Source organism: Aeromicrobium changchenzhani (assembly GCF_057586615.1).
This window is the reverse complement of sequence record NZ_CM172480.1, coordinates 2399947-2413486: the sequence shown is the minus strand read 5'-3', so window position 1 is coordinate 2413486 and position 13540 is coordinate 2399947. Positions and strand designations below refer to the sequence as shown.

The window sequence follows — 13540 nt, the reverse complement described above, 5'->3', positions numbered from 1 at the left end:
GTCAAGGACATGGCGTCGTCCGAACGGACAACCAAGCAAGAGTATCCGATGGGGCGACACTGAAGCCAATCGGATAGCGATCTACTGGATCGACCTATTGGGGTCGGTCAGTACCTACCGATACTCTCGCCCCATGACCTTGGCGCTCAATCCGACGGCATTCGTGGAATGGACCCGTCTGCTCGTTGATTCGCTGGCGTTGGCGCGCGCCGAGATCGATGCGCTCAACGTGTTTCCCGTCCCCGATAGCGACACCGGCACCAATGCTTATTTGACCTTTGTTGCGGGTGGCGACGCGCTCGGTGAACTCGATGATGATGCGGACCTCGCCGACATGATTCGGACCTACGCGAACGGCCTGTTGATGGGGGCCAAGGGCAATTCCGGAGTCATCCTGTCGCAGCTTGTCCGCGCGTGCTTTGCCGAGCTTGCTGGTGCGGTCACGATGGGCGCAGACGATGTTGCGCGCGCATTTGCGAGCGCAACCCAGGCGGCCTACGACGCGGTTGGCGTTCCGGTCGAGGGGACAATCCTTTCGGTGTCGCGTGCTGCCTCCGACGGTGCTGCCGCCGCTGCCGCAGACGGAGCAGATGCCCGCCAGACGTTCACGCGCGCCGCGCAGGCGGCCCGTGTCGCGCTGGCACATACGCCCGAACAGATGGAAAAGCTCGCCCGCGCGGGTGTCGTTGATGCAGGCGGCCGCGCTCTCGTTGTCGTTCTGGATGCGACGGAACAGGCCTTGACCGGTCGTTTCGACCGCGCCATCGCACCCAAGTCCATCCCGGTGCCGATCCCGTCCGATGATCTCGTCGCCGGCGGCCCCGCCTACGAGGTCATGTATCTCCTCGACGCGACCGATGCGACCATCCCGGAACTGCGCCGTACGCTGGCCGGTCTTGGTGACTCTCTAGTAGTGGTCGGCGGTGAAGGATTGTGGAACATCCACATCCATGTCGACGAGGTCGGCAAAGCGATCGAGGCCGGAATTGCAGCCGGCCGGCCCTATCGCATCGCGGTGACGCATTTCGCCGATCAGATCGCCGCCAATTCTGCGTACGCTCGTTCCAGTCGACAGGGTCGCGTCGTGATCGCTGCGACAACCGGTGCGGGGCTGACCGATCTATGCGGTGAGGCCGGTGCAACGACACTGAGTTTCGACCGCTCCCAGCAGCTCACCATCGCCGCTATGAAGGCTGCCCTTCGAGACACTCGGGCCGAAGAGATCGTCGTATTGCCCAACAACCCCCGTTACGTTGGGTTGTTCGAGGCGGCAGCGAAAGAAGCCCGTATTGACGGACTCCGAATTGCGGTCATCCCCACGCATGCGCAGGTCGAAGGGTTGGCAGCGCTCGCCGTACACGATGCCGGCCGATCCTTCGATGAAGACGTCGTGGCGATGACGAGTGCGGCGGCGCACACGGGCCATGGCGCCATCACGGTTGCCGCTGAACCCGGCATGACGATGGTCGGACCGTGCGCGGCCGGGGACATCCTCGGGGTTGTCGCCGGCGATTTTGCGTATGTTGGCAGCTCGCCGATCGAGGTCGCGATCGAAGTTGTCGACCGGATCGTCTCACCTGGCACGGAACTCGTCACGTTGGTCGTCGGTCACGGCGCTGAGGCCGACCTCGCTACCGCGGTCGAAGCACACCTCCAGCAGACCCGTCCGGACATCGACACGATGATCTATTCCGGTGGTCAGGAGAACTACCCGTTGTTCGTCGCGGCAGAGTGAGTCGATGACCGCCACCCTCGATACCAAGCTCGGCAACGTTTTGGGCGACAAGACCGCCAAAGCGTTAGCCAAATCGTTCGAACTGCGGACTGTGGGCGATTTGCTGCACCACTACCCGCGCCGCTACGCGGAGTTGGGTGCACTGACGGATCTGTCCAAATTGGTTGTCGGGCAGCACGTCACGATCATGGCCAGGATCAAGAGCGTTAAGAACTACAGCTTCGGCTCGGGCGGACGGCGCACCCGTACCGAGGTCGTCGTCTCTGACGGCACAGGGCTGCTGAAATTGACCTTTTTCCAACAGGCCTGGCGGCTCAAAACGATGTTGCCGGACACGTTGGGCTTGTTTGCCGGTCAGGTGAGCGAGTTTCGTGGCGAGCTCCAGCTGACCCACCCCGATTTCGAGGCGATCAACACTTCGGACGATCCGACCGAGGACAATCGGATCGGGCGCGGCCTCATACCGCTGTATCGGGCAACGTCGGCATTGCCGTCGTGGCGGATCGAGGTCTGTGTGGGGTTGTGTCTGGATGCCCTCGACCAGATCCCTGATCCAATTCCAGCCGAGTTGCTCGCCGAACACCGTTTCTTCGATGCGAAGGGCGCCTTTGAGGGCATCCACCGGCCACGTAACAAGACCGACTGGCAGCGCGCTCAGGCCCGATTCCGTTTCGAGGAGGCACTCGTCATCCAAACGGTGTTCGCGCTACGCCGGGCCGCCGTGGCGGGGGAGCCAGCAACGCCACGACCGCTTGTCGGTGGTGACAGTCTGCGTAGCCGCTTCGAACAACGGTTGCCGTTCACGCTCACTGCGGGGCAATTGTCGGTGGTCGACGAGATCTCCCGCGACGTCGCTGACAGCCATCCGATGCATCGTCTCCTGCAGGGTGAGGTCGGGTCTGGCAAGACCGTCGTGGCGCTGTTGGCAATGTTGCAAATCATTGATGCTGGCGGTCAGGCGGCCATGCTGGCGCCGACCGAGGTTCTGGCCGTTCAGCATCATCGCGCGATCACGATGCTGCTTGGCGATCTCGCCAAGGGCGGCATGCTGGATCTCTCCGGCGCGGGCTACGCCGACGGTGCCACCCGTGTGCGGCTACTGACCGGCTCGATGAGCGCCAAAGCGCGCAAGGCGTCGTTGCTTGATGCGGCATCTGGCGAGGCAGGCATCGTCATTGGCACGCATGCGCTTATCCAAGAGCATGTGCAATTTGCCGATTTAGGTCTTGTGGTCGTCGACGAGCAACATCGCTTCGGCGTCGAGCAACGCGCCGCGCTCGCCGACAAGGCCGCAGTCAAACCCCACATCCTCGTCATGACCGCGACCCCGATCCCACGCACCGTTGCAATGACTGCCTTCGGTGATCTTGAGGTATCGACGTTGCGCGAACTGCCGGCGGGCCGACAACCGATCCAGACCAATGTTGTTCCCGTTGCCGAGCAGCCGGCCTGGCTCGATCGGGCCTGGCAACGCATTCGTGAGGAGGTCGCCAAGGGCCGGCAGGCCTATGTCGTGGTGTCCCGCATCGGCGACGGTCACAGCGACAAAGGCGACAAGGGCGGTGAGGAAGCAGCCGATGCGGGCGACAAAGGGACGCATTCGCTGCTCGAGGTGTTCGAAGATCTGACCGGCGGCCCCTTTCACGATCTTCGTGTCGGGATGCTGCACGGCCGGATGGGAACGGACGACAAGGACGCCACGATGATGGCGTTTGGCGCGCACGAGCTGGATGTGCTGGTCGCGACGACGGTCGTCGAAGTCGGTGTCGATGTTCCCAACGCCACGGTCATGATTGTCCTCGACGCGGACCGGTTCGGCATGTCTCAGCTCCATCAGTTGCGTGGCCGGGTCGGACGCGGCGCTGAGCCCGGCCTTTGCCTTCTGGTCACCGGCGCCGAGGACGGTGCGCCATCGCGTGCGCGACTGGACGCGGTTGCTTCAACGACGGACGGCTTCGAGCTGTCCAAACGTGATGTGGAGTTCCGGCGCGAGGGCGATGTGCTCGGCGCCGCTCAATCGGGCGTACGCAGCAGCCTTCGACTGTTGTCGGTGGTCAAACACGAAAGCGTCATCGTGGCGGCGCGCGCCGATGCCGATGCGGTCGTTGCTGCTGACCCCGAACTCACCGCCCATCCGGTCCTCGCCGCTGCAGTCCGTACGCTGGAAGCGACCGACCAGGCCGACTTCTTGGAGCGCACATGACGCGGATTATCGCCGGCACGTATGGCGGGCGCAGCCTGCGTACCCTGCCCGGCGACGGCACGCGGCCGACGACGGATCGGACCCGCGAGGCGCTGTTTTCTTCGCTGGAGTCCAAGTTTGGTGGCCTGATCGATCTGCGCGTCCTCGACCTGTTTGCCGGATCCGGTGCGATCGGTCTCGAGGCGGCCTCCCGGGGTGCGGTGCACATCGACCTAGTCGAACAGGATCGGCGCGCGGCGGACGTCATACGCGCCAATGTGGCCGAACTTGATTGTCACGTCGCCCACGTCAGGACCCAACCGGCCGAGCGTTTCGTGCAGACGTTGCCGGTCGTCCCATACGACGTGATCTTCGTCGACCCGCCCTATGCCTACCCGCAGGACGACCTTGCGGCATTGCTCGTCGCGATGAGCAGCACATCTTGGCTGAGTGCCGACGGGGTCATCGTCGTGGAACGAGCCAAACGCGATCGTTTCGTCTGGCCGCAACCGTTTGAAGCGATTCGGGACAAGAAGTACGGCGAAACGATCCTTTGGTACGGTCACTGACATGAGCAACGTCGTGTGCCCGGGTTCGTTCGATCCGGTGACCAATGGCCATCTCGACATCTTTGGTCGTGCCGCCAAACTGTTCGACAGCGTGACCGTTGCGGTGCTGGTCAACGAGTCGAAAAGTGGTCTGTTCTCGATGGCCGAACGGTTGGAGATGCTGACCGAGGAGACGGCGCAGTTCGACAATGTCAAGGTCGCTACCTTTGGCGGACTTCTCGTGGATTTTTGTTCCGAACACAACATCACCGCGATCCTCAAGGGGCTTCGCGGCGCCTCAGATTTTGATTACGAACTCCAGATGGCCCAGATGAACCACCATTTGACCGACGTCGACACGCTGTTCATGCCGACCAGCCCGGGGACCAGTTTTCTGTCCTCCAGCCTGATCAAGGAGGTCGCCAGGAACGGCGGCGATGTCGCCGCCCTTGTCCCAGCGTCGGTACTCATCAGGCTCAAGGACCGCCTCGCGATCTGACCTCACGCGCCGGACCGCATGGTCGATTGGCCGCGGGGTGCCTGCGCACGCTAAGATTGTTCACGGCCTGCTTGCAGGCCATTGATTTGTTGAGCGCTTCGTTGGATGTGGACTCTTGTTGTCAGGACCCTTTGTTTTCGACACCCGTGAATTGGGTCGTCGGCCGGGCACCGAAAGCACGGTTGTCCGCACTGTCGAGGCGCCAGCGGATCTCGGTATCGACATCTTCAAGGTCGCCGAGGGAAGTGACATCGACATCGAGCTTCGGCTCGAAGCAGTCATGGAAGGTGTGCTGGCAACAGGCACCGCTTCGGTACGATTAGCTGGGGAGTGCGTACGATGCCTGGGACCGATCGACGACAGCGATGTCATCGATATCCAGGAATTGTGGCTCTACGAAGGCGCAACCGAAGATGAGTTCCAACTCAAGGACGACCTGCTCGACCTTGAGCCCGTGCTGCGGGATGCGGTGGTGCTTGCACTTCCGCTCAACCCGTTGTGTGATCCGGAATGTCCGGGATTGTGTTCCGAATGCGGAGTGCGCCTCGCGGACGATCCAGACCACACACATGGTGAGGCGACCGACCCCCGGTGGGCGGCACTGAGCCACCTGACAGATCAACCAGCGTCGGATCAATCATCCGACTCGAATAAGGAGTAATCGTGGCAGTCCCGAAGCGGAAGATGTCGCGCAGCAACACTCGTCACCGCCGTTCGCAGTGGAAAGCCACTGCCGTACGCCTTGTCGACTGCGCTAACCCGGCTTGTGATTCCAAGGTTGTCTCGCACCGTGCCTGCCCCGAATGTGGGCAGTACGGCGCACGCGGCGAACGCCGTCAGGTCATCTGACGGTCGCGGATCTGACAATGGTGGATTCGCTTCGGCAGGTTTTGGGAGTTCCCGAGCTTGATGCCGAGCTTCTTCAGCATGCGTTGACCCATCGGTCATACGCGTACGAAAACGGCAATGTGCCCAATAACGAGCGCCTTGAGTTCCTCGGCGATTCGGTGTTGGGCCTTGTCGTTACCGACGCCCTTTTCACGAAGCATCCCGATCTTGCCGAGGGCCAATTGGCCAAGATGCGCGCTGCGGTCGTTAGTGCCAAGGCGCTTGCGGTTGTCGCCCGCACGCTCGGCCTCGGTGAATATTTGCGCCTGGGGCACGGCGAGAACACGACCGGTGGCCGGGACAAGTCCTCGATCCTGTCCGACACTGTCGAGGCGTTGCTCGGTGCGATCTATGTCCAGTTCGGGATTGAGCGTTCCGCGGAGGTCATCCACCGCGTCTTCGACCCGTTCATTGCCGCCGCGGCCGAACTTGGTGCTGGCCTCGATTGGAAGACCTCCCTGCAGGAGATTGCCGCCAACAATGACCTCGGGGTTCCGCATTACGTTCTTGACGGTGCCGGCCCCGATCACGAACGTACGTTCACCGCATCGGTCGTCGTCGGCGAACTGACCTTCGACGGTGGTTCGGGCCGTTCCAAGAAGGACGCCGAACAGCAAGTCGCGGAGATCGCCTGGAGCGTCATCAAGGCCGATATCGACGGCGCCTGACCGTGCCCGAACTTCCCGAGGTTGAAGTCGTACGCCGTGGGATCGACAGCCATGTGGTTGGTCGAATAATCCGCGCCGCGACCGTGTTCGACGCCCGTTCGTTGCGCCGCCATGTCGCCGGCCCCGCTGATTTCGTCGACGCACTCGCCGGTCGAGCCGTCACCGGCGTTGCTCGCCGGGGAAAATATTTGTGGCTACAACTCGACGACGATGCGGTCATTTGCCATCTGGGTATGAGCGGCCAGGTACTCGTCGAACACCCCGACGCTCCGCTAGAAAAGCACGTCAAAGTCGTGCTCGACCTCAGCGACGGCATGCAAATGCGGTTCGTTGACCCGCGGATCTTCGGCGGCATGTCGTTCAGCCCCGGTGGCGCGGATCTGCCCGCCGAAGTGGCTCATATTGCACGTGATCCGCTCGATCCGTTATTCGACGCTGAGGAGTTTCGGGTCCGGCTCACCAAGCGCTCCACCGGCATCAAACGGGCGTTGCTGGATCAACGGCTGATCTCGGGCGTCGGCAATATTTATGCCGATGAGTCGCTCTGGCGCTCAAAGCTGCATTACGCCCGCGACAGCGGCAACCTCCGCGCGCCCGAGATCGCCCGACTGCTTGTCAATGTCGTCGACGTCATGACCGAATCGCTCGGCCAGGGCGGGACATCCTTCGATGCGATGTACGTCAATGTCAATGGGCAGGGCGGCTATTTTGAGCGGTCGCTCAACGCATACGGGCGAGAAGATGAGCCGTGTGACCGCTGCGGCACGACGATCCGTCGGAGCCCGTTCATGAACCGTTCCTCATACTGGTGCCCGACCTGTCAGCGACGCCCCCGCAATGGTCGCTGGTAAGAGCCGGCCGCACTCCTTCGCCGTGCTCATTCCAGGTGGCGCGCTAGAGCGCGCCGCCTGGCCGGCTGGCTTCGCTTCGCTCGCCCCATGGTTGCGGCCAGTCTCGCTTTGCTCGTTCGATGGCCGCTGGCTTCGCTTCGCTTGCCCTATGGCGGGCTGGCATCGCTGCGCTCGCCTCATGATTGGCTTGCGATAACCTTCGAGCGATGGACAGTCCTTATGGCTCCGAGGCACGCGAACGGATCGTGCACGAGTCCAACAAGCGCGCCGGTCGCACGCCGTTTGAGCGTGACCGTGCCAGAGTGGTCCACTCTGCGGCGTTGCGGCGGCTGTCGGCCAAAACTCAGGTTATGGGTGCGGCAAGTGACGACTTCGTACGCAATCGACTTACCCACTCACTCGAGGTCGCCCAAGTCGCCCGGGAGTTGGGCAAAGCGCTCGGCTGCGATCCCGACATCGTCGATTCGGCGGCACTGGCGCACGACTTGGGGCATCCGCCATTTGGTCACAACGGTGAGGCGGCGCTCGCGGAAGCGGCCGTAAAATGCGGCGGGTTCGAGGGCAACGCCCAAACGCTGCGCATCCTCACTCGGCTCGAGGCCAAGACATTCGATGCCGACGGCCACAGCGTCGGGCTCAATCTGACCAGAGCAACGCTCGCCGCGTGCGTGAAATACCCGTGGACGCGTGCCAATGCGGGGGTCAAAGCACCCAAGTTTGGGGCCTACCTCGACGATGTCCCCGTATTCGACTGGCTGCGAGCCGGCGCACCCGAACGCCGCCGCCCGATCGAGGCGCAGGTCATGGATCTGGCCGATGACATCGCCTATTCGGTGCATGACGTTGAGGACGGCGTCGTCGGCGGCTGGTTCGCCTTGGCTCCAGAGCGCCTCGACTTCGACACGATCTGGTCGGTCGCCCGTGATTGGTACGACCATGACGCCTCTGACGATCAGTTGGCCGCGGCCTTTGACCGACTCAACGCCATGCTGGAATGGCCCGTCGCTGGGTTCGATGGCAGTCGTCGCTCCCGTGCTGGACTCAAACGATTGACGAGCGCCCTGATTGGCCGGTTCGCGTTTGAAGCGCAGCACGCCACCGAGCAATGCTGGGGCGACGGCCCGCTCGTACGTTTCGGTGCCGATCTTGAGATTCCGGCCCCGACGCTCGATGAGATCACCGTGCTCAAGTCGATCGCGGCGCACTATGTGATGCGATCGGATGACCGCGCCGCGCAGTTACGCCTCCAACGGGAGATCGTCGGCTCGCTTGTTGTCGCCCTGAGCGCGACCGGCGACCAGCATCTGGAGGCAGAGTTCGCAGCCGATTTTGCCGTGGCTGGGACTGACGCAGCCCGACTCCGCGTTGTCATCGATCAAGTGTCGAGCCTCACCGACGTGTCCGCCCATGCGTGGGCTGTCCGCCTGCTCTCGTAGACTGCGTTTATGGCCGGGCTGATCAAGGACGAAGACATCCAGATCGTCCGCGAGCGTGCCCGAATCGATGAAGTCATCGAACAATACGTGACCCTCCGCAACGCTGGCGCCGGCGCGCGCAAGGGGCTTTGCCCGTTCCACGACGAGAAGTCGCCGTCGTTCAACGTACGCCCTGCGCAGGGTTCCTATCACTGTTTCGGTTGTGGCGCCGGTGGTGATGTTTTCAAGTTTCTGATGGAGATCGAGGGGCTCGGTTTCGTCGAAGCGGTCGAACGACTCGCGACCAAATATGGCATCCAACTGCGTTACGAAGAAGGCACCGATCGGGGGCCGCGTCGCGATCCTCGTCAACGCGGACGTCTCATCGAGGCGCACAAGTTTGCCGCTGAGTTCTATGCCAGCCACTTGGCCAATGCAGCCGATGCGCAGGCCGGTCGGCAATTCGTCGCAGACCGAGGCTTCGATCAGGCGGCGGCCGAGACATTCGGCATGGGATTCGCGCCGCGCGGGGGAGAGGCGCTCGTTGGCCACCTGCGTGGGCGCGGCTTTACCGATGAGGAGTTGACCGTCGGTGGGCTCGCCTCGAGCGGGTCGCGTGGACTGTATGACCGCTTTCGTGGCCGGTTGATGTGGCCGATCCGCGAGATGACCGGTGAGGTGATCGGTTTCGGCGCGCGGAGGATGTTCGATGACGACCGGGTCGAGGCCAAATACCTCAACACGTCCGAGACCCCGATCTACAAGAAAAGCAACGTTCTTTATGGCTTAGACCTCGCTCGCCGCGACATCTCCTCGACGAGCCAGGCAGTTGTTGTCGAGGGTTACACCGACGTCATGGCCTGCCACGAGGCCGGGGTCAAGACAGCGGTCGCCACCTGCGGCACCGCTTTTGGCGAGGATCACGGCCGGATCCTGCGTCGTGTCCTGCTCGATCACGATGCCTTCCATGGTGAGGTCATCTTCACCTTCGATGGTGACGAGGCCGGCCAACGGGCCGCGATGAAGGCGTTCTCGGGCGATCAGCAGTTCGTTGCGCAGACCTACGTTGCGGTCGAGCCGCGCGGCATGGACCCGTGTGATTTGCGCCTAGCCGACGGCGATGCCGCGGTCCGTGAACTCGTGGCCTCCCGCATACCGCTGTACCGATTCGTCCTCGACAACACGCTGAAGAAGTTCGACCTCGACCGAGGTGATCAGCGCATCGACGCGATTCGTGAATCGGTCGGACTTGCCACGTCGATCCGTGACAAGTCGAAGGTCGAGGAATTCATTCGTGAGATCGCGACGCGGGTCGGCGCAGATGTTGATCAGGTTCGAGCCGAACTCAAGCGAAGCAAAGGCCGGCCGGTGAAATCATCCAGCCGGGCCGTTGTTGCCGATCAACCGCAGGAGCCCGCGCAAGAAGTTGTCAGCCTCGGTGCGCCGCAGTTCGCGGACGAACGCGAAGCGCTCAAAGCAATTGTGCAGTTCCCACAGTTTGCCCGTGACTTCGCTGGCGACCTGCACGAAAACGACTTCACTCACCCATTCACTCAAGAACTTTGGCGTCACATCAGCGTCTTGTCCTTCCCTGATACGGCCGATGTTGGCTGGGTTTCGCGAGTTTCGGACAGCTTGGAGGATGAGCAGCTCAAACGCATACTCAGCCAGTGCGCGGTTGAGCCGCTGCGCTCGACGCAAGCCACGACCCATGCGGTGGTTAATTCCCTGCTAGCGCGGCTGCAGGAGGTCACGACAGCCCGGCGAATCGTCGAGGTCAAGTCGAAACTCCAACGGACCAATCCGATTGAGCATGCCGACGACTACAACCGAATGTTCGGCGAACTTGTTGCGCTCGAGCAGCAGCGCCGTTCGCTCCGCGAGCGCGCGATCGGCTGAGTTTTCCCCAACCGGACGCATTGCTGGATCTGTCCACAGGTTGTTATTGAGTTGTGTCAGCCGGTGGCAATATCGGCGACGCTGGCCAGATGGATCCGTATCTGCGCCGCATCGCCGCAATCCCCCGACTCGACAAGACCGCCGAGCACGCGCTTGCCGTGCGGGCCCGATCCGGCGACCGGTGGGCCCGCGAACAATTGATCACATCCAGCCTTCCGTACGTATTCATGCGCGCACGAAAACTTGGCCTGTATGGACAACGATTGCTCGACGCGGTCCAAGCTGGAACGGTCGGTTTGATCGAAGCGATCGATCGTTTCGATCCCACCCGGGGTGTGCGCCTGTCGACATATGCCTGGTGGTGGATCGGCGACGCCATCTCGCGGGCACAACCGCCGCCTGAAATTGTCTCCGATGAAGTCGATCAGGTCGCCGAATGGAACTCTTCGGTAGAGGTCGAGGACCTATTGATAGATGTTGATGACGACCTCGTCGACATACTCAGGCTGCGGTTCGGGATTGGTCCCAAGGTTGCGGCCGCGCGGTCCCGCCGGGAGGTCGCGTGCCAGCTCGGATTGACCGCGAGTCAGGTCCGGACGCTGGAGGCCAAGGCACTTTCGCATCTACGTGAACGGCTTGCTAAGGTTGGTGACCGAGCTTCACAATCAGCATAGTGAGGCCGGTCCCCTGTAGCTCAATTGGCAGAGCATTCGGCTGTTAACCGGAGGGTTCCTGGTTCGAGTCCAGGCGGGGGAGCCATGATCACCAGCACAGCTGCCGCGATCGATGACGGTTCCTGGATCCAGTTCGCGAGTCTGGGAATTGCCTTCGTGCTCTCGGCCATGATCGGCCTGGAACGCGAATTGCGCGCCAAGTCAGCTGGTCTACGTACCCATACTCTTGTCGGCATCGGTGCTGCGCTGTTCGTGGTCATCTCCAAATATGGCTTCGCCGATGTGCTCGGCGCCGACCACATACAACTGGACCCATCCCGTATGGCGGCCAATATCGTGACCGGCATTGGCTTTATCGGTGGCGGGCTGATTTTCGTCAAAGGCGATGCCGTACGCGGCCTCACCACAGCGGCGACGGTATGGATGGCTGCTGCGGTCGGGGCGGCCGCCGGTGCTGGGCTCTGGCTGTTGGCGCTCGTCGCAACCGTGTTGCATTTACTGGTCGTCTACGGAGTGCGCTTCGTCGAACGACGCCTTCCACAGTCATCAACGGCCGCGAGCAGCATCGAAGTCACCTACGGCATCGGCCGCGGGGCGTTCGGCCGTGTTCTCGAACTCTTGACGTCCTCGGGATTTACGGTCGCACAGGTCACGGTTAAATCACCGACTGATGAAGAGCGTCGTGCCAGTATCGTCCTGAGCGGTTATGGTTCGGTGGCGAAGATGGCCGCGCAGATCGAGGGAATCACCGGGGTCACCGGTGTACGCGCGAACGACGCGAACGCGTCGATCGAATAGCGATCAGTCACCCCAACCCATGCTGAACACCTCGAATGCCGTCGCGAACGTGACGCCGAGGCGTGCGCCGGTCGGCCGGGCCGAACTTTCGAGGAACTCCTCGGGATCGAAATGTTCCCAGCCCAGCCCCGTGATGTAGGCGTCGTGGGCCTTGAGCGACTCAACGCCCTTACCGAAGGTCGCGGTCGTGTCCACCGCGTGCGCCGAGTCGGGTGAACCAGCCGCCCAGACGGCTTTGACACCGCCCCAGGGCTCCAGCCCATCATCGAGTTGATCGGAGAACACCCAGCGATTACCGGCATCGCGTGCGGCGTCGAGCGTCGCCCGTCCGGTCGCAATGTGATCCGCCTGATTGAGCGACTGGCCGCCCCACGTGTCACGAAAGTTGTTGGTGATCACGATTTGTGGGCGATGTTTCCGGATCAGTCCGGTGATCGCATGGCGGAGCGGGACGCCATACTCAAGAATCCCGTCGGCCAGACCCAGAAATTCCACGGTGTCGACGCCGACAATTCGCGCAGATTCGATTTGTTCGGCGACGCGTACTTCGCGGCACTGCTCAGGATTCATGCCGTCGATGCCGGCTTCGCCACTGGTGACCATGCCGTAGATGACGTTCTTGCCCTGGGCGGTCCAGCGCGCGATCGCAGCGGCGGCGCCAAATTCGAGATCATCGGGATGAGCGACGACGGCCAAGAGAGTATCCCAGTCCTCGGGCACCGGGGTGAGTTCGTGTGAGGTATCCATACGGCTAGGCTAGATCCGATTTGCTGCGGGGAGGTAGCTCAGCTGGTTAGAGCAAGGGACTCATAATCCCTGGGTCGCGGGTTCGAGCCCCGCCCTCCCTACCAAGAATGGCGTGCCGTGACGCTGGGATCGGGGCGACACCGTCGAGGTCGGATTCCATCCACCGGCTAGATATGGGATTTGAGCCTTGGACTGCGGATTGGAACGTAAGCGGCCAGTCCAGAACGTTCGGGGGGACCGCCTGGACCGGCCTGAGCAAAATTCTAGTCGCCTCGGATCAGCATGTCTTGAGAATCAGCAATCTTCTCAAAACGTTCTCACACTAAGCCGAAGGCGGCCTTCTGATCGACGGGAACCAGATTGATGAACTCGGGGTTGTCAGTCAATATTCTCGGGATGAACGAGCAGTACGGCAGCAACTGTCCGTCGCGTTCACGGATGTCTTTGAGCGCGCCGATGACGAGTTTCGATCCGAGTCCGCGGCCGCCGAACTCGGGAAGAACCTGGGTGTGATTGAGCGAATAGACCGCGTCCGCCAGCGAATAATCGAGGAAGCCGGCGAGCACTCCGTCGACTCGAATCTCGAATCGATGCTGGTCAGAATTGTGGGAGACCTCGGTTGTCGTCATGGCTCAT

14 protein-coding genes and 2 tRNA genes are annotated in these 13540 nt (G+C 62.1%); 14 read left to right on the top strand and 2 right to left on the bottom strand.

Annotated features, from left to right (window positions below; genetic code table 11):
* Window positions 1-133: 133 nt before the first annotated feature.
* From AC2YB9_RS12230 to AC2YB9_RS12170, 13 genes are all read left to right on the top strand, one after another.
* Window positions 134-1735, top strand: coding sequence for a DAK2 domain-containing protein (locus AC2YB9_RS12230; RefSeq protein ID WP_487265620.1), 1602 nt, complete (start codon window positions 134-136; stop codon window positions 1733-1735).
* A 4-nt stretch (window positions 1736-1739) separates the two neighbouring features.
* On the top strand, window positions 1740-3938 hold the full coding sequence (gene recG / locus AC2YB9_RS12225) for an ATP-dependent DNA helicase RecG (protein ID WP_487265619.1): 2199 nt from the start codon (window positions 1740-1742) through the stop codon (window positions 3936-3938).
* Window positions 3935-4486 carry a 16S rRNA (guanine(966)-N(2))-methyltransferase RsmD gene (gene rsmD, locus AC2YB9_RS12220; RefSeq protein WP_487265618.1) on the top strand — a complete coding sequence of 184 codons (552 nt, stop codon included), beginning with the start codon at window positions 3935-3937 and terminating at the stop codon, window positions 4484-4486. The genes recG and rsmD overlap by 4 nt, the downstream gene beginning before the upstream one ends.
* A 1-nt stretch (window position 4487) precedes the next feature.
* Window positions 4488-4964 (top strand): pantetheine-phosphate adenylyltransferase, encoded by a 477-nt coding sequence (coaD, locus tag AC2YB9_RS12215; RefSeq protein WP_487265617.1) that lies wholly within the window; start codon window positions 4488-4490, stop codon window positions 4962-4964.
* A 115-nt stretch (window positions 4965-5079) separates the two neighbouring features.
* On the top strand, window positions 5080-5625 hold the full coding sequence (locus AC2YB9_RS12210) for a YceD family protein (RefSeq protein WP_487265616.1): 546 nt from the start codon (window positions 5080-5082) through the stop codon (window positions 5623-5625).
* 2 nt (window positions 5626-5627) lie between these two features.
* Window positions 5628-5813 carry a 50S ribosomal protein L32 gene (gene rpmF, locus AC2YB9_RS12205; protein WP_487265615.1) on the top strand — a complete coding sequence of 62 codons (186 nt, stop codon included), beginning with the start codon at window positions 5628-5630 and terminating at the stop codon, window positions 5811-5813.
* 17 nt (window positions 5814-5830) lie between these two features.
* Window positions 5831-6520 (top strand): ribonuclease III, encoded by a 690-nt coding sequence (gene rnc / locus AC2YB9_RS12200; RefSeq protein ID WP_487265614.1) that lies wholly within the window; start codon window positions 5831-5833, stop codon window positions 6518-6520.
* Between the two features lie 2 nt (window positions 6521-6522).
* Window positions 6523-7371, top strand: a complete 849-nt coding sequence (gene mutM / locus AC2YB9_RS12195) for a bifunctional DNA-formamidopyrimidine glycosylase/DNA-(apurinic or apyrimidinic site) lyase (RefSeq protein ID WP_487265613.1) — start codon at window positions 6523-6525, stop codon at window positions 7369-7371.
* 206 nt (window positions 7372-7577) lie between these two features.
* A complete protein-coding gene (locus AC2YB9_RS12190) occupies window positions 7578-8807 on the top strand; it encodes a deoxyguanosinetriphosphate triphosphohydrolase (protein ID WP_487265612.1) in 1230 nt (409 codons plus the stop codon).
* A 9-nt stretch (window positions 8808-8816) separates the two neighbouring features.
* A complete protein-coding gene (gene dnaG, locus AC2YB9_RS12185) occupies window positions 8817-10685 on the top strand; it encodes a DNA primase (protein WP_487265611.1) in 1869 nt (622 codons plus the stop codon).
* Between the two features lie 53 nt (window positions 10686-10738).
* The gene (locus AC2YB9_RS12180; protein ID WP_487265610.1) at window positions 10739-11359 is read left to right on the top strand and encodes a sigma-70 family RNA polymerase sigma factor; all 621 of its coding nucleotides are present in this window, start codon (window positions 10739-10741) and stop codon (window positions 11357-11359) included.
* Window positions 11360-11368: 9 nt separating this feature from the next.
* Window positions 11369-11444, top strand: a tRNA-Asn gene (locus AC2YB9_RS12175).
* Window positions 11444-12157, top strand: coding sequence for an MgtC/SapB family protein (locus AC2YB9_RS12170; protein WP_487265609.1), 714 nt, complete (start codon window positions 11444-11446; stop codon window positions 12155-12157). The genes AC2YB9_RS12175 and AC2YB9_RS12170 overlap by 1 nt, the downstream gene beginning before the upstream one ends.
* A 3-nt stretch (window positions 12158-12160) precedes the next feature.
* Here AC2YB9_RS12170 and AC2YB9_RS12165 read toward each other — a convergent pair whose 3' ends face one another.
* Window positions 12161-12904 (bottom strand): PIG-L deacetylase family protein, encoded by a 744-nt coding sequence (locus AC2YB9_RS12165; RefSeq protein ID WP_487265608.1) that lies wholly within the window; start codon window positions 12902-12904, stop codon window positions 12161-12163.
* A 27-nt stretch (window positions 12905-12931) separates the two neighbouring features.
* On the opposite strand from AC2YB9_RS12165, the gene AC2YB9_RS12160 reads away from it, so the two are divergent.
* A tRNA-Met gene (locus AC2YB9_RS12160) sits at window positions 12932-13008 on the top strand.
* 213 nt (window positions 13009-13221) lie between these two features.
* Here the strand turns inward: AC2YB9_RS12160 and AC2YB9_RS12155 are convergent.
* Complete coding sequence (locus tag AC2YB9_RS12155) at window positions 13222-13533, bottom strand: GNAT family N-acetyltransferase (RefSeq protein ID WP_487265607.1); 312 nt, start codon at window positions 13531-13533, stop codon at window positions 13222-13224.
* Between the last annotated feature and the right edge of the window lie 7 nt (window positions 13534-13540).

Excerpts from the sequence above, each read along its gene's own strand:
- AC2YB9_RS12230 (WP_487265620.1), top strand. The coding sequence starts at position 134 with ATGACCTTGGCGCTCAATCCGACGGCATTCGTGGAATGGACCCGTCTG.
- recG (WP_487265619.1), top strand. The coding sequence starts at position 1,740 with ATGACCGCCACCCTCGATACCAAGCTCGGCAACGTTTTGGGCGACAAG.
- rsmD (WP_487265618.1), top strand. The coding sequence starts at position 3,935 with ATGACGCGGATTATCGCCGGCACGTATGGCGGGCGCAGCCTGCGTACC.
- coaD (WP_487265617.1), top strand. The coding sequence starts at position 4,488 with ATGAGCAACGTCGTGTGCCCGGGTTCGTTCGATCCGGTGACCAATGGC.
- rnc (WP_487265614.1), top strand. The coding sequence starts at position 5,831 with ATGGTGGATTCGCTTCGGCAGGTTTTGGGAGTTCCCGAGCTTGATGCC.
- AC2YB9_RS12190 (WP_487265612.1), top strand. The coding sequence starts at position 7,578 with ATGGACAGTCCTTATGGCTCCGAGGCACGCGAACGGATCGTGCACGAG.
- dnaG (WP_487265611.1), top strand. The coding sequence starts at position 8,817 with ATGGCCGGGCTGATCAAGGACGAAGACATCCAGATCGTCCGCGAGCGT.
- AC2YB9_RS12170 (WP_487265609.1), top strand. The coding sequence starts at position 11,444 with ATGATCACCAGCACAGCTGCCGCGATCGATGACGGTTCCTGGATCCAG.
- AC2YB9_RS12165 (WP_487265608.1), bottom strand. The coding sequence starts at position 12,904 with ATGGATACCTCACACGAACTCACCCCGGTGCCCGAGGACTGGGATACT.
- AC2YB9_RS12155 (WP_487265607.1), bottom strand. The coding sequence starts at position 13,533 with ATGACGACAACCGAGGTCTCCCACAATTCTGACCAGCATCGATTCGAG.